This is a genomic window from Clostridium cadaveris, assembly GCF_020911725.1.
Lineage (GTDB): Bacteria > Bacillota > Clostridia > Clostridiales > Clostridiaceae > Clostridium_X > Clostridium_X cadaveris.
The window spans coordinates 1,539,934-1,560,727 of record NZ_CP076620.1 but is presented as its reverse complement, the minus strand read 5'-3'; the positions used below and the strand labels follow the sequence as shown (position 1 = coordinate 1,560,727).

Below are 20,794 nucleotides of genomic sequence, written 5' to 3'. Positions count from 1 at the left end.
CTTATCCCCCCTTAAAACTCTATTACATCTCTCTTAGTTGCTTTGTTTATTACAAAGGATAGTCCAAAAGAGAATAAGAAGATTACTACGCCTATTGCCATTCCATATCCATAAGCTGAATTAGAGTAAGCTTGCTTGTACATATAGCTTAGGAAAACCTCAGATGCTCCATCTGGACCTCCGCCAGTCATTACTTTTACAAATAAGAAACTTAAATTTATAGTACTTATAATAAAGAATGTTAAGGTTGTCCTTATTACATTCCATATTAAAGGTAATGTTATCTTAAAGAACTGTGTTATCTTAGAAGCACCTTCAAGTTCTGCTGCTTCATAAAGACTTTCTGGTATACTGCACATACTTGACATATACATTACCATATAATATCCTACTGCCTGCCAAATCATTGCAAAAATTATGCACCATATAACAACTTCATGATCTCCTAGCCACATTCTTTTTAATGATTCTAAACTCAGAAAATCTAAAGTGGCATTTATAATTCCTTCGTTAGGATCTAATATAGCTGAAAAAATAGCTGATATAACAACAACTGAAAGTATGTTAGGCAGATAAAAAATTACTCTGAAGAAGTTCTTAAATTTAACATTTTCCCTAGACAATACAGCTGCAATTATTATAGCTAGTACCAATGTAATTAAGGTTACTACAACTAAGATAAGCAAAGTATTTTTGAAAGATGATAGAAAATTTTGATCCTCCAAAAGTATCTTAAAATTATCAAAGCCTACAAAGGTTTTTTTGCTTGTAAGTCCTCCCCACTTAAATAAGGACATCCAGAAGACATTGATTGTTGGAATAACCATAAATACAACAAATAGTATTATTGCAGGAATTATAGAACATCCAATAAAAAGTTTTTTTGATGATACTTTTCTTTTCATTACCACTCTCTCCTTTATTTAGTTCTCATCCTTTTCTGTCTATTTATATTTTACAATCAATGTAATCTTTTACACAATAACTTTCTTGCTAATATTTATAGTATTATTGTCATAAAAAGCAATATACTAATAGGCAATAATATGATAAACTATAAGAGAAACTTGTATTATTTTGTTAGAGGAGGTATGAGATTACAAAATGGGAATAACAAGATATGATGTAGAGGAGAATGCTAATTTTAATGTGGACTTTGAACTTCTTTACATATCCAAATCAAAATTTGAAAACGACTGGCATAGTACTGCTCACTTTCATCCTTTTACAGAAATATTTTTTATAACTAATGGTTCTGGAAATTTTCATTTAGACGACAATACTGTAAACGTTTCTAAGGGTGACCTTATCATAATTAATCCAAACTGTCTTCATACAGAAAAATCAAATACAGGCAAAGATCCTTTAGAATATATAGTTCTTGGCATAGATAATCTTTCACTGGTTCATCATGATTCTCCTACACTTGTAAATAGTGAGGATGATAATAAAAATGACTTATACAAAGTTATTCATCCAGATAATTTAGGCATATACTTAAATCTTATAGATCCACTTTTAATTAGCGAAATTGAAAATAAGCCTTTAAATTATGAACTTGTGTGCAAAAGTCTTATTACTCTTATTATTGTTTTTATATCTAGAGGAGAATCTGAGGATGTTGACCTAAAAGAAAATTCAAAAGAACATCTTAATTTAGAATGCATGAAAATAAAGAACTATCTAGATTCACATTACTCTGAAAACATAACATTAGATAAGCTTGCTTCTATATCTCATGTAAATAAATATTATGTGGTTCATAGTTTTACTAAACAAATAGGAGTTTCTCCTATAAATTATGTAATAAACAAAAGAATATCTGAAGCTAAAAATCTTTTAAAAACTACTAATTATTCAATAAGAGATATTTCATCTATAGTTGGCTTTTCAACTTCATCTTATTTTAGTCAGATGTTTAAAAAAGTCACTGGCTTATCTCCGAAAGAGTACAAGTTGCAGCTAAAGTAATAAAAATATCATATGACTTATAAAATTATATTTACATAATAATTATAAAATACTTTAAGGCCAGCACTTAATTTTAAATGCCGGCCTTAAAATTTTTTAAGTTAAATTGTTTTATTAAAATCTCACAAACAATTATTAATGAAACTTGAGTATAAAAGATAATTTGTACATAAAAACCTATAATGCACATCCCAATAACTCGGTATAACTAATTCCCTAGGAAGTTTTGTTGAAGCATTACCCTTTGCACTATTCACCTGCTGCTGTGTAAGAAATATGCTATATTCAAGATCAGCTCCCCTAAGGTCTGTATCTCTTAAATCTGCACCAATAAATTTCGCTCCTAATCTAAAATTTTGCCTTTCAACTCATTATATATAAATTTAAATTCATCCTCTACTTTGTCAAAACCTTCAAATTCAAAGTTATGATCCATGCTTATAAAAGGCTCTTCACTAAAAAGTTTAGTTCCCATAAGATCAACAAATTCATAATAAAGCATAGAGTCATCTATGGATTTCACTTTAACTTTCTCTTCATCCGTAAGTTCATTTAGTCCTATCTTCTCAAAAATAGCCTTTTGAAGTCTGTCTTCCCAAACAAAATATTTACTCATATTCTTTTTAACTGGTCTAGTTATATCAGCAAGATAAGCTTCACTGGCATCATGAAGTAAACATCCCATTTGAACTCTGTAAGAATAATTTCTATTCTTTGCCTCTTTATAACAATTAATAGAGTGTTGCCCAACTGAATAGAAATGTTTAAAATGTCCATTTGCTCTAGTCATAAGTGATAATGCATGTGCTATATCATCTATTTTTATATCATCTTTATTTGGATTTAATGGATAGAAACTTACACCGCTATAAGTTAATATATTGTCTTTTATTTCCTCATCATAATCTTTTTCTAAAATTTCTTTAGTAATTATGTCATTAGTCATACTGCCATCCCTTTCCCCCTGTTAATTCTACTTTATAACTTTATCACTACATATTCCAAATATCAAATTTTACAAAGCAAGTTCATCTTAACTTCTTGTCCTTTAGAATCAACCATATTTATTCCTTGAAACTTTTCGTAATTATGCCTAATTCCATCATCTAAATTTATAATTATCTTTTTGCCATCAACATAGGCTGCTATATTATTGTATTTTTTTAGCTCTTCTATTTGATTATAAATCCTATAAGTTTTCTTTTTAGCAAAACTTCTATGTTTTTTATTTATAACTTCTGAATTTATCATAAGAGAAAGCCTCTCAGCTTCTTCTTCGTATTTTTTTATTAATAGCTTAAGATAATTTTCTCTAATTTTAGAAATCATATCCGGTTCATATCTATGCATATATATAAGAGCTTTAAACCCATCATTTTTGCCAGAATCAAACATCCAATAAATAGGCTTTTTTTCATAAGTTTTCACATGATCTTTATAAAACTCTTTAATAAAATACCTTCTTATAACTTGCCTAGACGTCTCTCCCTCTTTCTTTTTTAATGAAGATGCTATAAACTCAAGGTTCTCCTCTAAATTTTCTTCTCCATAAAATTCCTTAATAAATTCTACAAATATATAAACTATATCATCTTCAAAATATTCATCCTCAGTAATTGGAATGATATTATTTTTAGCAAACCATTTAGATTTTGTACCTTGCTCTTCAACTTCTCCACTTTTAATTCTATAATTATTTACCGCCTCAGCATCATATCTTCCAAATATACATCCTATAATATATGATATTAAAGATTTTACTTCCCTTTTAACATCAGCTTTTCTAAAAGTTATATCCTCATCATTCATAGATTCTGAAAGTTCATCTTGAAGTCCATATAACTCTATAAAAATCTTGTTCAGCATTTCCTCATTTCTCTTAATCTTATTAAAATCTATTTTCATTTTTTCTTCCCATATTTTAAATGCCTCTGACAATTTCATACCTCTCTTTGCAAGAGGATGAGAATGGAAGTCCCATGAAATCTCGAAAGAATCCCATTCTCTTTTGGAAATTTCTATATTTTCTCTAACCAGATTATCTATTTTTTCTTTTATATCTATACATGTATACATTTCTTCTTTTATAGGTATGTTTTTTAAATCGCCAACCTGTATGTTGTAAGTTGGGTTCATTGTATCTAAAAACATCTTTGCAACTTTGCTGCATAAAAATCCTAATATTACATTTATCTTTTCATTATCTTCAAAAAATACCGATGAACCTGCCACATCAAATATAAATCCATTGGGACAGTATCTCACTCCCATATCTTCTGATATAAATGTATATGTAAGACATTTTCTAAAGAAAAAATCTTCATTTTTAATAGTTCTACTATAGGATTTGTATAGCTTTGATGCATACTCTTTAACTTCTTTCCCATCCTTTTCCCAATTTATGACATACTCGTTATTTCCGTACCATTTTCTATAGTCTCCGCCCTTATTGTAAGGAAACCACTTTTTTTCTGAAATCATAGCATCTTCTTTACTTAATGCATCAAATTTAATTTTATCTCTTTCAACTTCAAACCAGTTTTTTAAAAATCGTTTATTATCTGAAGTAGCAATCCCTTGTCTTGGTTTTGTTATACTGCTTAATGGAGGAAGTTCACTAAAAAGCTTTATTACATTATCGCTTATCCAATAAGCTATAGATTTTGTCTGAGTTTCCATTAGAATTTTAAGGTCACCAATATAAACATTACTACTAGTTTTATCTTTTTTTATAGAAATAAGCTTCTTTTCTTTTTCCCTGCTATTTTCTTCTTTTGTTAAATCTATTATTTTAGTTTTATATGATGAAACATTTCCATTTCTAAATATAAAAGCTACATTCTGTACGATGGTTCCCACATTTTCTTCAAAAGCTCTAGCACCAAGATGTATCATATTTATAAAGTTTCCTTCCTTTATAAGCTTTTCTCTAAGAGCTGTAAAGCTACTTAAAAACATCCATGAATGAGGAGTTATCATGGAATAAAAGCTATTTTCTTTAGCAAGTCTCTGACAAACTTCCATATAAACAGAAAACATATCATACTTTGAAACAGGATAATTTTCGCAAAGATATGATGAAAGCTTATCATTAAGCCCTCTTATCCCCATATATGGAGGATTTGTTATTACAGCATCATATTTTCCACTTAAAATCTCTCCTTGATTAATAAGCTTTAGAATCTTTTCAAACAGTATATGCTTAGATAGTTGAAATGAAGGTATGATTTTATTTTTCATAGTGTTAATGCTTTCTTTTAAGGTCACAAAGTTCAAATTTTTAACATCTAAAATTGAGCCATATTCCTTGGCATCTTTAAAAATTTCAACTAAATACTCAATATCTTTTCTAAACTTTTCATTTTTGACTTCATCACTATAATTTTTACTTTCTATATAAGCATTCACAAAGTAATTAACTTCCTCTTTAGATATATCATTACTTTCTTCTATAGTGCACATATTAATATTTACATATTCATATTCAACTTCCGTGAAAAAATCATCATTGTATTCTCTGCATTTCATGAAAAGAGCAAATGTTCCAAGCTGCACAGCTCTATAATCTATATCTAATCCATACAAGTTATTTTCTAATATAAGTCTCGGTATTTTTTTTCCCTCATATCCTGCTTTCTTATAAATTTCATATAGAAAATCAAAAGCATAAACTAATATATGCCCAGATCCCATGCAAGGATCTATTATTTTTATATTTTCAATATTACCTACTTCTGTACGGTGCCTTATAGATTTTGTGTCACCTAAAATTTCACTTTCTTCTTTATAATCATCTAAATAATAACTACATTCTTCTTTAAGTTCAGAGATATTAATTCTATTTATTCCATAGCCTTTTACAACTCTTACAAGTGAGTTCTCAACCATATACTGAACAATCCATTTAGGCGTGAACAATTGAGTAGCTGCTGGTATATTTTCTTTTGTTATCTTTATGTTTTCTTTTAGTCCATTAAATACATCGTCTTTTTTATCTGACATATAATATTGATAGAGCCATCCAATTATCTCTACTCCTCGCTTAAAATCTTTTTCATCTATATCTGTAATTAGTCTTTTCAAAATTGATTCTTCATCAAAGATTTTATCTGGAATAAGAAGCTCCATATATCTATTTTTATTATAAAAAATATCAGGAAGTATATTTGCAAACTTCCTACACCTTAAAATAAGTATTGTTTTGTATAAGTTCTCTAAATCATTACTAAAATTCTTTTTTAAATTCAATTTCTCATCATTGTTTAAGTTTAATTCCATTGATATTTCAGATATAAACTCTATATGAGAAATATTAAAAGATTCTTCCGAATCAAAAAAGCATTTGCTTGTATCCGTAATAAAGTGATTTATCTCCATATATCTAAAAGCTATTATCCTTATGAACCATACATATGCAGCCTCTTCTACAACTTCCTCAAATCCCCTCTTCATCACTTCCTTTGCAAGCTCATCTCTATAACTTTTAGGTATTTTATGATTATATTCTTTTAATATGCTGTCCTTAAAAATCCCAAGAATCTCTAATTGATTCTTTATATCATATATAAGTTTTCTTCTCGCCCATAAGGCAAAAGTTCTTATATTATTTTTGTTCATTACTTTTCCTCCACACTCAAAATGATAAGTAAAAAATTTTCAAATTAAATAACTATTATCACTATTCATTATAACATAAGGCATAAACTTGCTGATATTTTCTTATACTCATATTTATTTTTGAATTTTTTATGAATATTTTTTCTAACAATGGGATGCAGTATTCTGTAAACATGATATAATATAGTAAGGTGTACTACATTATGCATATCATTTTTTTATTATAAAGGAGGACAATAAACTCATGTCTTTTGACTTAGATCATTTACGAAATATCATTCACAGCATTAAAATATTTTTTAAATGGGTATTTTTTTCGATTATAATCGGTTTAATAGTTGGGATTTTTGGAACCCTATTTCATTACAGTATTGAAATTGCAACTAAAGTAAGAATGGATAATCCTTGGATTTTTTGGTTTCTTCCTGTTGGCGGTATTTTAATAGTATTTTTTTATAGCATAAGCAATATGCTAGATGATAAAGGAACAAATCTATTGTTCCTTTCCGTACGTTCTGACGAAAAACCATCAATAAAAACCGCACCATTAATATTTGTGGCAACCACATTAACTCACCTTTTTGGTGGTTCTTCTGGCAGAGAAGGTGCTGCCCTTCAACTTGGAGGAAGTATAGCCTGTGGTATAGGACAAAAGCTAAAACTTGATGACAAAGATTTAAATCTTGTTATAATGTGTGGAATGAGTGCTGGCTTTTCAGCTTTATTTAGAACTCCACTTACAGCAGCTTTATTTTCTATAGAAGTTATAAGTATTGGCGTCATGCATTACTCAGCCCTTGTTCCATGTGCTTTGGCCTCTATAATAGGATATTCTATATCTGGATTTTTCAAGGTTTCTGCACCTTTTTTCAAGATAACAGGTATTCCAGTTTTAGATATTCTACCTGTTATAAAAGTAATCTTTCTAGCAAGTATATGTGCTTTGGTAAGCATATTATTTTGTCACGCAATGCATGTATGTAATAAATCTTATAAAAAATATATAAAAAATCCTTATTTAAGAATAGTTGCAGGTGGATTTATAGTGATTGTACTTACTCTTATTGTTGACTCTAACGATTATCTTGGTGCAGGTATGGACATAATCGAAAATGCCATAAATGGAGATGCTTCCACTTGGGCGTGGCTTTTAAAAATAATTTTTACAGCTTTAACATTAGGTGCTGGTTTTAAAGGTGGAGAAATAGTACCAGCATTTTTCGTTGGTGCAACTTTAGGAAATGTAGTAAGCGGCTTAATAGGTCTTAATCCTTCATTTGGAGCTGCAATAGGCCTAATTGCTTTATTCTGTGGTGTTACTAATTGTCCCATAACTGCATTTATTCTTGGTATAGAGATATTTGGTGCTCATGGTGCATTATTCTTTATGGTAGCTTCTGCGGTAAGCTACATGCTTTCAGGTTACTACGGTCTATATAGTGAACAGAAGATAGTATACTCTAAGCTTAAGCCAGAATTTATAGACAAACGTAGCATTTAGCATTTGTAGATATCTACTTGTTTTTCCATGAAAAACTTTCAACTTCTAATATGCTTTTCATGGAAAAACAATTTAAAATGCTTGTTCTAATTATTGATGACTTAATATATTTTAGAAACTTTATACATTTCCCTGGAAATAATTACTATTTTAAAGGAATCAAAAAGAGTTCAACATATTTGAATATGCTGAACTCTTAACTTTTCACTACGTAGCTTTTATCTTTTTAATATAATGGATATTTATCACAAAGAGCAATAACTTCTTGTCTTATCTTTGATAAATCTTCATCTTTGTGTTCTATTACATAGTTTATAAATCTTGCAACTTCTCTAAAATCATCCTCATTAAATCCTCTTGTAGTTGCTGCTGCTGTTCCTATTCTAATACCAGAAGTTACAAATGGGCTTCTAGTTTCAGATGGGATTGTATTTTTGTTTACTGTTATTCCTACACTATCAAGAAGCTTTTCTGCATCTTTTCCTGATATATCTTTATTTGTTAAATCTACTAAAAGCAAGTGATTGTCTGTTCCTCCAGATACCATTCTAAATCCATACTTTGTAAGCTCTTCACCTAAAACTTTGGTGTTCTTTAAAACTCTTTCCATGTATGATTTGAATTCAGGCTCTAAAGCTTCTTTAAAACAAACAGCTTTTGCAGCAATTACATGCATAAGAGGTCCTCCCTGCATTCCTGGAAATATAGCTTTATCTAAGTCCTTTCCATATTTCTCTTTACATAATATAGCTCCACCTCTTGGTCCTCTCAAAGTTTTATGAGTAGTTGTCGTAACAAAGTCTGCATATGGAACTGGTGAAGGATGATATCCAGCAGCAACAAGACCAGCTATATGAGCCATATCAACCATCAAATATGCCCCTACTTCATCAGCAATTTCTCTAAATTTTTTAAAATCAATTATTCTAGGGTAAGCGCTCGCACCAGCCACAATTAATTTTGGTTTATGTTTTAAAGCAAGTCTTCTAACTTCTTCATAATCTATAGTTTCTGTATCTTTTGTAACTCCATAGGATACAAAATTAAATAATTTCCCTGAAAAATTAACAGGACTTCCGTGAGTTAAATGTCCTCCATGGCTTAAATTCATTCCAAGTACAGTATCTCCTGGTTTTAATACTGTGAAATATACAGCCATATTTGCCTGTGATCCTGAGTGCGGTTGAACATTAGCATATTCAGCATTAAATAATTCTTTCATCCTATCTCTAGCTAAATCCTCTACTTTATCTACTACTTCACAACCACCATAATATCTTTTCCCAGGATATCCTTCTGCATATTTATTAGTCATTGGAGACCCCATTGCTTCCATAACTGCCTTGCTAGTAAAGTTTTCTGATGCTATAAGCTCTATATTGTGCTGTTGTCTAGCTATCTCTTCTTCAATTATGCTATAAACCTCAGTATCAGTCGCTTTTACATTATTAAAATTCATTTTTCCCACCCCTTAAACTTTATTAATAATTTATATCTATATATACATTATAATTTTCAGAATATTTTTTATCAACATCCCTTCAGAAAATTTAATTATTTGTAGGTATGCACTGAATTTCTGTGATATAATACTAGAGGTTAAATATAAATTATATTAATTTTCCAATTTATTTCATATTTATTTTATTTTATTTATGTAGAGGTATGTTATGGATATAAACAAAGTTATTTATGTTGCCTCCGAAGCTGGAAGAATAATACTAGAAAATGGAGGAGAAACATACAGAGTTGAGGAAACTATGTCAAGAATATGTTCAAATTTTAACGTTTATGACGCTGAAAGTTTCGTAACTCCTACTGGAATTATGATTTCCGTTATGGACAAAGATGGACATATAAATTCTCTTATAAGAAGAGTTAAAAATAGAACAGTAAATTTAGAAAAAGTAAATTTGGTCAATGCTCTTTCTCGTAATATTCAAATACAAAATCTATCTTGTAATGATATCGAGCTTGAACTAAAAAATATAGAATCCAATAAATGTTATAGCCTAAAATGCACTATTATAGCTTCTGCAATAAGTGCTGCATTTTTTACTTTACTTTTTGGAGGTTCCTATAGAGATGCTTTTGTATCCTTTTTTATAGGAGGATTAATAAAATTTGTTTCAAACTTTCTATCAAAGAATAAGCTCAATGATTTCTTTGTAAATGTAGTTGGTGGAGCATTAACCGGTATTTTAGCTCTTATTTCTACCTATCTTTCTATTGGGCAAGACTACAACATTATAATAATAGGTTCTATAATGCTTCTTGTTCCTGGATTAGCTATAACTAATGCCGTAAGAGATACTATTGGTGGAGATCTTTTAGCCGCCCTTGCAAGGGGTCTTGAGGCTATTCTTACAGCTGTAGCTATTGCCGTAGGAACTGGTATAGCACTAAAAATTTGGTTTTCACTAATGGGAGGAATGTAAAATGGTTCTAAATTCTATCTATTCTCTTATAGCCTCCTTAAGTTTTGGTGTACTTTTCAATATAAAAGGTAAAAAGCTTATATTTGCAGGTATCGGAGGCGGTATAGCTTGGTTTGTATACGAACTTTGCATTTTAGCTGGTTTTTCAGACATTACATCACTATTCATAGGTTCTGTTGCTTTAAGCATATATGGAGAATTTGCTGCTAGAATCTTAAAAAGTCCTGTAACTATTTTTGTAATATGTGCCCTTATTCCTCTTGTACCTGGAAAAGGCATGTATAATACTCTTTTAGCTTCTGTTCAAGGTGATGTATATCTTTCTCTTGAAATAGGACTTCACACAATTTTAAGTGCTGGTGCTATTGCTATCGGGATTATGCTTGTTTCAACAATATCAAAATTCTTAAGTCATTTAATACAAAAAAATAAAGCTCGTAACTCTAAATCTTTAAAAAAATCATCTAAATAAAAAAAGTCATGAAACACAAAATGTTTCATGACTTTTATCATAATTACTTTAAAAATCTTACCATAGTGTCTATAAGTTGCTTTACATTCTCATCTTCCTCATCTAAATTCATGCAGTTTAGTGCATAATCCTCTAACATGAGTCCCCCTACTTTATTTATAGCAGCTCTTACCGCTGCAATTTGGACAAGTATGTCTTTACAGCAACTTCCACTATCAACCATTTTCTGAATTCCTTTTACTTGACCTTCTATCTTTCTAAGCCTTAAAGAAATATCCTTCTTTAAGTTAGATTTATTATCATCCATTTTTTCACCCCATACTATTTTAGCTGAGTTTCATAAAAGTATAGCCCCTAAGTTATTCTTAGAGGCTATTTATTAAAAATCTTACTTTTCTAGCTCTAATTTGCTTATGCCAAGCTCTCTAAGCTGTTTATCATCAACATTATTAGGTGCTTCAGTTAATGGACAAAATGCATTTTGGTTCTTAGGGAATGCTATTACATCTTTAATGTTTTCAGTTCCTGCTAAGAACATTATCATTCTGTCAAATCCAAATGCTAATCCTCCGTGTGGTGGTGGTCCAAATTTGAATGCTTCTAATAAGAATCCAAATCTTTCCCATGCTGATTCTTTTGTAAATCCTAATTCAGCAAACATTTTTTCTTGAAGATCAGTATCATGTATTCTTATACTTCCTCCTCCAAGCTCTTCTCCATTTAAAACTAAGTCATAAGCTTTTGCTCTAACCCTTCCTGGATCGCTTTCTAAATATTGAATATCCTCATCCATAGGCATTGTAAATGGATGATGAGCTGCAGTATATCTTTCTTCTTCTTCATCATACTCAAGAAGAGGGAATTCTGTAACCCAAGTGAACTTAAATTCACCCTTATCCTTTATTAAATCAAGCTTCTTAGCAAGTTCTAATCTTAATGCTCCAAGACTTTGGAATACTACAGAGTTCTTGTCAGCAACTATTAAGATTAAATCTCCAGTTTTAGCATTAACTTTTTCAATTATAGCTTGAAGCTCTTCTTCTTTTAAGAATTTAGCTATAGGAGATTTTACGCCTTCTTCTTTTAGCTGAATCCATGCTAATCCTTTAGCTTTATAAGTCTTTACAAACTCTCCTAAACGGTCTATATCTTTTCTACCCATAGAAGCTCCGCCTTCTACACATAAAGCTCTTACAGAACCTCCATTAGATATAGCATCATTAAATACTTTAAATTCTGCAGTTTTAACTGCTTCTGTTATATCTTGAATTTCAAGACCAAATCTTAAATCTGGCTTGTCACTTCCGTACTTTTCCATAGCTTCTTTATATGGCATTCTATTTATAGGAAGTTTTACATCTACTCCTGCTACTTCCTTAAATACATGTTGTATAAGTCTTTCATTTAATGACATGACATCATCCTGCTCAACAAAAGACATCTCTAAGTCTACTTGAGTAAATTCAGGCTGTCTATTTGCCCTTAGATCCTCATCTCTGAAACATTTTACTATTTGGAAATACTTATCAAAACCTGATACCATAAGTAATTGTTTGAAAAGCTGAGGAGACTGAGGAAGTGCATAAAACATTCCTGGATAATTTCTGCTTGGTACCAAATAGTCTCTAGCTCCTTCAGGTGTGCTCTTAGTAAGCATTGGAGTTTCAACTTCCAAGAACTCTTCCTTGTCTAGAAAATCTCTTATAGACTTTGCAGTTTTATGTCTAATTTTAAATATTCTCTGCATATCAGGTCTTCTAAGATCAAGATATCTATATTTTAATCTTATAGCTTCTCCAGCATCTAAGTTTTCCTTTATATATATAGGTGGAGTTTCTGACTCAGATAATATCTTTATTTCAGTTCCTTTTAATTCGACCATACCTGTTGGCATATTAGGGTTTTTAGATTCTCTCTCTGCTAATACGCCTGTTACAGCTATACAATATTCTGGCTTTATGCCATTTGCCTTTTCAAAAGCATCCTTATTTATTTCTTCTCCAAAAACAACTTGAAGTATCCCCTCTCTGTCTCTTAAATCAACAAAGATAAGTCCTCCTAAATTACGTTTTCTTTGAACCCATCCCATTACGGTAAAGGTATTGCCTACATGGCTTTCTCTAAGCTCGCCACACATTATGCTTCTTTTAAGACCATTTAGTGCTTCACCCATTGTTATTTCCTCCTAATCATTAATTATATCTTTAATATTCTCTAGTTCATCTAAGTTGACTTCAAATGTTTCTCCATCAGACATTCTCTTTAAAGTAGCCTTTGAAGTCTTTAACTCATCTTCTCCTAGGATCATTGTAAATCTAGCACCCATTTTGTTTGCATATTTCATTTGAGCTTTTACGCTTCTCTGCATGTGGTCACACTCTCCACATACTCCAAATTCTCTTAATTTATTTACAATTGCAAGAGCAGCTTTTTTGCTATCATCACCTATAGCACCTACATATAACTCCATATAAGCAGGTACAGGTATCTCTATGCCTTCTTTTTCTAAAGTCATTATAAGTCTTTCTAATCCCATTCCAAAACCTACTGCAGGCATATCAGGACCGCCTATAGATTTTATAAGAGCATCATAACGTCCCCCACCACAGACTGTTATTTCACTATTCACAATTTCAAACACAGTCTTAGTATAGTAATCCAAGCCTCTAACTATGTATGGATCTACCTCAAAGTCTATATTTAATGCAGTAAGGTATGATTTTAAATCTTCAAAATGATTTTTGCAGTCGTCACAGATATAATCTATTATAAGAGGAGCATCCTTTGTGATTTCTTTACATTTCTTTTCCTTACAGTCAAGAATTCTCATTGGATTTTTCTCATATCTAGTCTTACATGTAGCACATAGGCTATCATAGTTTTCCTTTAAAAACGACATTAATGCATCATTATATTTTTTTCTGCATGTTGGACATCCTATGCTGTTTATCTTAAGTTTTAGTCCTTGAATTCCAAACTCTTTAAAAGCTCTCATCGCAAGGCTTATAACTTCTGCATCTATTGATGCAGCTGCCCCTCCAAATACTTCAACACCAAACTGATGATGTTGTCTAAGTCTTCCATGCTGTACATTTTCATATCTAAATACTGGTGTGAAATAATACATTTTTGTTGGCTGCGCATCAGCATATATGCTTTTTTCTATAAAAGCTCTTACTGATGGTGCTGTTCCTTCGGCTTTAAGAGTTATGCTTCTTCCACCTTTGTCATCAAAAGTGTACATCTCCTTTTGAACTACATCTGTAGTTTCTCCAACTCCTCTTATGAAAAGTTCAGTATTTTCAAAAATAGGAGTTCTTATTTCTCTGAAACCATAAGTTTTTGCAATGCCTTTTAATTTATTCTCAACAAAGTGCCATTTATACGCCTCTTGCGGAAGCATATCTTTTGTTCCCTTTGGTGCTTGTATTGCCAATAAAATCCTCTCCTAACTGTACAAAGTATTTAAAAGTTCTATTTTTTTCTCTACCATTTCTGGCAGCCTTTTAACATATTCTCTCACATCTTTAACATCAGCAAATCTTTCAAGTCTGTTTTCATCTAAAAAGACTACTTTAGTTACTGCATCTGCTCCTGCAGCTAGTATTGTCTGTTTTTCTTCTATTATTTGAATGTTGTATATGCTTTCTTTACCCTCTATAGAGTATCCTATATTCTCCATATTACCAACCATATTTTTCTGTCTATACATATAATAAGGCTTCATTCCAAGCTCCTTAGCTGCTATAGTCGTCGCCTCATACATTTTATTAAGTTCTTCTTGTTCTGCTATTTTTACTGTATTTTTTAAAACTATTTCTTCATGAAGCTTTGAGGCCCTCTTTATAGACATTCCATGAACTGTAAGGTTATCTGGGCTAAGCTTTTTTATAATATCTAATGTATGATTAATTTCTCTTAAACCTTCACCTGGAAGTCCAACTATTATATCCATGTTAATGTTGTCAAAACCTAAGCTTCTAGCCAAGTTAAACTTTTCTATCACTTCTTTAGAATCATGGTTTCTTCCTATGGATTTTAAAGTATTATCATTCATAGTTTGAGGGTTTATGCTTATCCTATTGACCTTAAAGTCTTTCATAGTTTTAAGCTTTTCTTCAGTTATGCTATCAGGTCTTCCACACTCAACTGTAAATTCTTCAGGATTAAATTGTGATATTATATCATCATAGATTTCTTTCATGACTCCATGAAATGTCTTTTCGTCTACAGATGTTGGGGTTCCCCCTCCAAAATAAACGCATTGAACTTTTAAATTCTTATCTTTTATATATTCAGCAATCGCTGAGATTTCCTGCTTCAAACACTCCACATATGGTTCAACTAATTTCTTATTTCCTCCTATAGGATTAGATGCAAAAGAACAATATACGCATCTAGTTGGACAAAATGCCATTCCTACATATACACTGACTAAATTCTTATCATGGTTTACAAAACTCTCTTCTCTGGCGGCAACATCTATACAAAGCTGTGCTTTTTTTTCACTGGCAAGATAGTTGTCCCTAAAATACTTTATTATGTCATCATTACTATATCCCGCTTTTACCATATCCAAAGCTATCTTGCTTGGTCTTATTCCAACTAAAGTTCCCCATGGAAGTTCCTTATGAGTTAAGCTTTTTAAGAACTTAAATATCTCTCTTTTTAAATGTTGTTTAGTGACTTCTTCTTCAAAAGTCTTTTCTAAATTTTTTCCTGCTGTCTTTAATATTATACAATGATTTTCAACTATAACTTCAAAAGTTGATTCTTCTTCTCCAAATTCTATTGCATCATAAGGATAAAATAAATTGAAAATCTGATATATGTCATATCTATATTTTAAGTTATTAAGATTAATTTTAACTTTCATTTTTTTCTCCTCTTATAAAAAAGGATTTAGTACCCTTTCATTACCAATAGTGGTTCCTTGACCGTGCCCACACCATACTTTTATATTGTCATCAAATTTCATAAGCTTACTATGGATAGAATTTATAAGAACCTCATGGCTTCCTCCTGGTCCATCAGATCTTCCAACAGATCTAAGGAATAAAGTATCCCCTGTGAACATATCTTTTTCTATTAAATAGCACATTCCACCTGGAGTATGACCTGGTGTAGCTATGGCCTTAACAGTTATGCTTCCTGCCTTTATTATATCTCCATCATTTACATAATGATCAGCTTTGTCTCCCTCAAAACTTCCAAACATATATGCTTCCTTTTCCATAAGTTCTTCATCTTCTCTATTTATATATACCGGTGCATTGTATACCTTTTTAAATCCAATGACACCATCCACATGATCTAAATGACCGTGAGTCAATAATATAGCCTTAACATTAGCTGATAACGCTTCTACAGCCTTTATTATATCATCTTCATCTCCACCGATATCTATAACTACAGCATCTTTTGTAGTTTCATCCATAATTATATAACAGTTTGCAGCATAAATTCCTGCTGGTATTCTCTTTATAACCATCTTTAACCCCTCCGATTTATTTCTTGCTTTCTACTATCAAAGTTACAGGTCCATCATTCTCTATGGATACATCCATATGAGCTCCAAATATTCCTGTTTCAACTTTAATTCCAGTTCCCTTTAAACTTTTTACAAACTCATCATAAATTTTATTTGCCTCTTCTCCCCCTAAAGCTTCCATAAAATTAGGCCTTCTTCCTTTTCTACAATCTCCATATAGGGTGAATTGAGAAATCAAAAGAATTTCTCCACCTACATCTAAAAGAGATTTATTCATCTTTCCTTCTTCATCCTCAAAGATTCTCAGGTTTATTATCTTGTCTTTTAAATAAGGTATATCTTCTATGGTATCTTCTTTAGATATGCCTAAAAGCACATTAAGACCCTTTTCTATACTTCCTACGATTTCTCCATCAACCACTACTTTGGAGCTTGTAACTCTCTGCAATACTGCTCTCATATGCTCACATCCATATTATTAATTTTCTATTCTTGCAACTTCCATTATGCCTTTTATTCTCTTAAGTCTTTTTATTACATTATTTAACTCAGCCACATCTGTAATTCTAAGCTTAGTATTTGATACAAATAAACCATCATCTGTTGTACGCGCATTTATAGCATCTATTTGTATTTTAAGTTCACTTATAACTACTGTAACTTCAGACAACATTCCTGGTCTATCTTCAGCTATAATTTGAATTTCTGCAGTATATCCGCTCTTTTCTGCTTCTGTCCATACAACTTCCACTAATTTATCCTTCTCACTTGCAGGTATACTATATATATTCTTACAGTCTTTTCTGTGAACTGATACGCCTTTTCCTCTTGTTATATAGCCAATTATGCCATCTCCCGGAAGAGGATTGCAGCACCTTGCAAATCTTATAAGTACGTTGGATAACCCTTTTACTGTAACACCACCGTTGCTGTTTTTAGATATTTTCTTAGCTTTCTTTTTATTGTTATTTAAAAGCTCTTTCATATTTTTTTCAGCTTCAGCTTTAGACAGTATAGGTTCTTTAAGTTTACTTGATATAACAGAAGCCATTATAACACCGGCTCCTACATCAGCATAAAGATCATCTATATTATTCAAGTTATATCTTCTTAATAATTTCTCAAATGACTCACCTTTTGCGAACTCGGTAAAGTTAAAACCTTGTTTCTTACACTCTTTCTCCAAAGCATCCTTACCTTTTGATATGTTTTCTTCTCTTTTTTGCTTTTTAAACCATGATCTTATCTTGCTTTTAGCTTGATTAGATTTTGCTATATTAAGCCAATCTATATTTGGCCCTTTTGCTGTAGGTGAAGTAAGAATCTCTACTATTTCTCCTGTTTTTAGATGATAGTCAAGGGTAACCATTTTTTCATTTACCTTGGCACCTATGCATCTATTTCCTATATCCGTATGTATCCTATATGCAAAGTCTATAGGAGTAGAATCCTGAGGAAGATTTATTACTACACCTTTTGGTGTAAAGACAAAAACTTCATCGGAAAATAAATCTATCTTAAAGCCTTCCATAAACTCTTCTGCATCAGATGCTTCATTCTGCCAATCAAGCATCTCTCTTATCCATGAAAGCTTCATATCAAAGTTTTTACTCTCTCCATTTGCAGCTCCTTCTTTATACTTCCAGTGAGCTGCTATACCATATTCAGCTGTCTTATGCATTTCAAAAGTTCTTATCTGTATCTCAAAGGTTTTCCCTTGAGGCCCTATAACCGTAGTATGAAGAGACTGATACATATTAGGTTTTGGCATAGCTATATAATCTTTAAATCTTCCTGGTATAGGTCTATATATAGTATGAACTATTCCTAAAACTGCATAGCAGTCTTTTATATTGGAAACCAATACTCTTATAGCTGTAAGGTCAAAAATTTGATCTATAGTTTTATTTTTATTGACCATCTTTCTATAAATACTGTAAAAATGTTTTGGTCTTCCATCTATCTCCGCTTCAATAGATGATTTTAAAAGTCTCTCTTTTAAATCATCCATTACTTTTACTATGTACGCTTCTCTCTCTGCTCTTTTTTCTGCAACCTGATGCACCAATTCATAGTATTCTTCTGGATTCATATATCTAAAGGCTAAGTCTTCCAATTCCCACTTGACCTTTGACATACCTAATCTATGAGCTAATGGTGCATAAATATCAAAAGTTTCTTTCGACTTCAGTTTCTGTTTATCTGGCGATGTATATTTTAACGTTCTCATATTGTGAAGTCTATCTGCCAGTTTTATAAGAATAACTCTTATGTCCTTTGTCATGGCAAGAAGCATTTTCCTTACATTGTCAGCTTGCCTTTCTTCTTTTGATTTATACTGAATCTTTTCTAATTTTGTAACTCCATCTACTAAATTAGCAACTTCTTCATTAAATAATTCTTTTATATCATCATACACATATTCGGTATCTTCAATGACATCATGTAAAATCCCTGCAACTACAGTGCTTGTATCCAAGCCCATATCGATTAGTATGCAAGCAACCTCCTCAGGATGAATTATGTAAGGTTCACCTGACTCTCTTTTCTGATTTATATGAGCCTTCTCAGCTATATGATAAGCTTTTTCTACCATAGCTTTATCTATATTACTATTATTTTTATCTATTCTATCTAATAGTTTATCGAGCATTTAACTCTCTCCTCTTACTCACACAACTTCATAATATCAAAGGCTGGTTGTAAACCAGCCTGTTTAAGTAAATTATATAATAATGTGTAGAAGTTTGCAATTTTAATTTTTTCTGGTTAACCACCATAAAATCAAAAATTTTTATAAGTCATATTGAACTAAACTGCTTACTTCGTAATTTTTTAGCTTATCTCTTCCATTTAGCTCTGTAAGCTCTATTACAAAATTAAAAGAAACCACTTCTCCGCCTGCTTCTTCGACAAGTTTTGCAACTGTAGAAATAGTACCTCCTGTAGCAAGTAAATCATCAACTACAGCAACTCTTTGCCCTCTTTTTATAGAATCTTTGTGTATTTCAAGAGTATCACATCCATATTCTAAGTCATATGATATGCTTAAAGTTTCGCATGGAAGCTTTCCTGGTTTTCTTACTGGAACAAATCCAGCTCCTAATGCATAGGCTACTGGAACACCAAATATGAATCCCCTTGCTTCTGGTCCTACTATTATATCTATATTTTTATCTCTTAATTCATCAACTATTGCATCTATTGTTTCCTTTAATCCTTCACCATCACCAATTAAAGTTGTTATATCTTTAAAACTAATACCTTCTTTTGGAAAACCTTCAATTATTCTTATCTTATCTTTTATACTCATCTTTAATCCCTCCACATATAATATTCTCTGATTAAGACAGCTCATTTCCAAATTCTTTGTATAAATACTTAGAAATCTGTGCCGCTCTGTATTCATTAGAAGTCACAAGAAGTTCCAACACAATTCTAGCATTATCACTTTCTCCTACAGCATTTCCGCTGGGAGTTATTGCATTTATTATTTTCTCTAATTGTTCTTCTCTTCCTTCACACACATTATGCAACTTCATTAAAGCTCTTAATCCTTTATTGTTGCTTTTAGGAAGATATTTAAGACCTTCTTTATAAAAAATTTGATTTTCGCCACTTAGTTTTTTGTTAGACGAAGCAATTCCTAGCATAACCAAATCTATATATCTATTAACATTTTTTATGTTGTAGTAAACTCCGATAGCTTGAGTAAATTTAAAAGTTAGAGAGCTTAGGGATAATTTATTGCTACTTAAAGATATAGATTTTAAATTTCTTAATTCCTCATAATCTATAATTTCTATAACGTCTATACCCATATCATTAAATATTGATTCTTGAAATTTAGACTCAATATTTGGACCTATAGATACAATAAGAGAAGTTCCTAAAATCTTTATATGACTATTAACATCTTCAGTACATATAAATGTTTTGTTTTCCTTCTCAGATATAAAGTAATCTACATCAGCGTTTAAATATTTTAGTAAAATTATAAGCAAAGCACATCCACATATGCTATCCACGCTGCTCGAACCATATACAATTATTTTTTCCCGCTCATTCACAGCTTTTGCTATCCTGTTCATAGCCCCATCCATCTTGTCAATTAAAAACGGATTATAGCCTAAAACAGTGTTTGGACGGCATATATTGTCCCATATTTTTTGCATATCTAACTCCTCCACTTTTATGAAAACATATATATTATATAAGAAAATATGCAGTTTGACAAATGTTTTAGGATAAAATAGTATAAATCCTCTAAATTTTAGAGGATTTATACTATAAAAGCTATTAAT

Annotated in this window: 17 protein-coding genes and 1 pseudogene; 4 read left to right on the top strand and 14 right to left on the bottom strand. The window is 31.1% G+C overall.

What is annotated here, in order from left to right:
* Window positions 1-11: 11 nt before the first annotated feature.
* Window positions 12-905 (bottom strand): carbohydrate ABC transporter permease, encoded by an 894-nt coding sequence (locus KQH81_RS07245; protein WP_027638038.1) that lies wholly within the window; start codon window positions 903-905, stop codon window positions 12-14.
* 199 nt (window positions 906-1,104) lie between these two features.
* Here KQH81_RS07245 and KQH81_RS07240 point away from each other — a divergent pair, with 199 nt between their 5' ends.
* Window positions 1,105-1,971: an AraC family transcriptional regulator gene (locus tag KQH81_RS07240; RefSeq protein WP_027638037.1), complete on the top strand. Its 867-nt coding sequence runs from the start codon at window positions 1,105-1,107 to the stop codon at window positions 1,969-1,971.
* A 122-nt stretch (window positions 1,972-2,093) separates the two neighbouring features.
* Here the strand turns inward: KQH81_RS07240 and KQH81_RS07235 are convergent.
* From KQH81_RS07235 to pglX, 3 genes and pseudogenes are all read right to left on the bottom strand, one after another.
* Window positions 2,094-2,312, bottom strand: a pseudogene (locus KQH81_RS07235) (pentapeptide repeat-containing protein); the annotation flags it as partial.
* A gap of 2 nt (window positions 2,313-2,314) precedes the next feature.
* Window positions 2,315-2,917 (bottom strand): phosphohydrolase, encoded by a 603-nt coding sequence (locus KQH81_RS07230; protein ID WP_230029152.1) that lies wholly within the window; start codon window positions 2,915-2,917, stop codon window positions 2,315-2,317.
* A gap of 62 nt (window positions 2,918-2,979) precedes the next feature.
* Entirely contained in the window at window positions 2,980-6,588 is a 3,609-nt protein-coding gene (gene pglX / locus KQH81_RS07225) for a BREX-1 system adenine-specific DNA-methyltransferase PglX (protein WP_027638035.1), read from the bottom strand.
* Between the two features lie 244 nt (window positions 6,589-6,832).
* Between pglX and KQH81_RS07220 the strand changes: the two genes are divergently transcribed.
* Window positions 6,833-8,089: a chloride channel protein gene (locus tag KQH81_RS07220; protein ID WP_027638034.1), complete on the top strand. Its 1,257-nt coding sequence runs from the start codon at window positions 6,833-6,835 to the stop codon at window positions 8,087-8,089.
* A gap of 226 nt (window positions 8,090-8,315) precedes the next feature.
* On the opposite strand, the gene glyA is transcribed toward KQH81_RS07220, so the two are convergent.
* The gene (glyA, locus tag KQH81_RS07215; protein WP_027638033.1) at window positions 8,316-9,548 is read right to left on the bottom strand and encodes a serine hydroxymethyltransferase; all 1,233 of its coding nucleotides are present in this window, start codon (window positions 9,546-9,548) and stop codon (window positions 8,316-8,318) included.
* A 211-nt stretch (window positions 9,549-9,759) separates the two neighbouring features.
* Between glyA and KQH81_RS07210 the strand changes: the two genes are divergently transcribed.
* Together KQH81_RS07210 and KQH81_RS07205 are read left to right on the top strand one after the other, a co-directional pair.
* Complete coding sequence (locus KQH81_RS07210) at window positions 9,760-10,527, top strand: threonine/serine exporter family protein (RefSeq protein WP_027638032.1); 768 nt, start codon at window positions 9,760-9,762, stop codon at window positions 10,525-10,527.
* Between the two features lies 1 nt (window position 10,528).
* Window positions 10,529-10,999, top strand: a complete 471-nt coding sequence (locus KQH81_RS07205) for a threonine/serine exporter family protein (RefSeq protein ID WP_027638031.1) — start codon at window positions 10,529-10,531, stop codon at window positions 10,997-10,999.
* Between the two features lie 43 nt (window positions 11,000-11,042).
* On the opposite strand, the gene KQH81_RS07200 is transcribed toward KQH81_RS07205, so the two are convergent.
* The 9 genes from KQH81_RS07200 to KQH81_RS07160 form a co-directional block, all read right to left on the bottom strand.
* Window positions 11,043-11,306, bottom strand: coding sequence for a metal-sensitive transcriptional regulator (locus KQH81_RS07200; protein WP_027638030.1), 264 nt, complete (start codon window positions 11,304-11,306; stop codon window positions 11,043-11,045).
* A gap of 81 nt (window positions 11,307-11,387) precedes the next feature.
* Window positions 11,388-13,172 carry an aspartate--tRNA ligase gene (gene aspS, locus KQH81_RS07195; protein ID WP_027638029.1) on the bottom strand — a complete coding sequence of 595 codons (1,785 nt, stop codon included), beginning with the start codon at window positions 13,170-13,172 and terminating at the stop codon, window positions 11,388-11,390.
* A 12-nt stretch (window positions 13,173-13,184) separates the two neighbouring features.
* Window positions 13,185-14,435: a histidine--tRNA ligase gene (gene hisS / locus KQH81_RS07190; RefSeq protein WP_027638028.1), complete on the bottom strand. Its 1,251-nt coding sequence runs from the start codon at window positions 14,433-14,435 to the stop codon at window positions 13,185-13,187.
* Between the two features lie 12 nt (window positions 14,436-14,447).
* Window positions 14,448-15,875 (bottom strand): coproporphyrinogen III oxidase, encoded by a 1,428-nt coding sequence (locus tag KQH81_RS07185; protein WP_027638027.1) that lies wholly within the window; start codon window positions 15,873-15,875, stop codon window positions 14,448-14,450.
* A gap of 12 nt (window positions 15,876-15,887) precedes the next feature.
* A complete protein-coding gene (locus KQH81_RS07180; RefSeq protein ID WP_027638026.1) occupies window positions 15,888-16,490 on the bottom strand; it encodes an MBL fold metallo-hydrolase in 603 nt (200 codons plus the stop codon).
* A 16-nt stretch (window positions 16,491-16,506) separates the two neighbouring features.
* Window positions 16,507-16,950: a D-aminoacyl-tRNA deacylase gene (gene dtd / locus KQH81_RS07175; protein ID WP_027638025.1), complete on the bottom strand. Its 444-nt coding sequence runs from the start codon at window positions 16,948-16,950 to the stop codon at window positions 16,507-16,509.
* An 18-nt stretch (window positions 16,951-16,968) separates the two neighbouring features.
* Window positions 16,969-19,143 carry a RelA/SpoT family protein gene (locus KQH81_RS07170; RefSeq protein ID WP_027638024.1) on the bottom strand — a complete coding sequence of 725 codons (2,175 nt, stop codon included), beginning with the start codon at window positions 19,141-19,143 and terminating at the stop codon, window positions 16,969-16,971.
* A 141-nt stretch (window positions 19,144-19,284) separates the two neighbouring features.
* A complete protein-coding gene (locus KQH81_RS07165; protein ID WP_027638023.1) occupies window positions 19,285-19,803 on the bottom strand; it encodes an adenine phosphoribosyltransferase in 519 nt (172 codons plus the stop codon).
* A gap of 31 nt (window positions 19,804-19,834) precedes the next feature.
* A complete protein-coding gene (locus KQH81_RS07160; protein WP_027638022.1) occupies window positions 19,835-20,665 on the bottom strand; it encodes a DHH family phosphoesterase in 831 nt (276 codons plus the stop codon).
* Window positions 20,666-20,794: the final 129 nt, after the last annotated feature.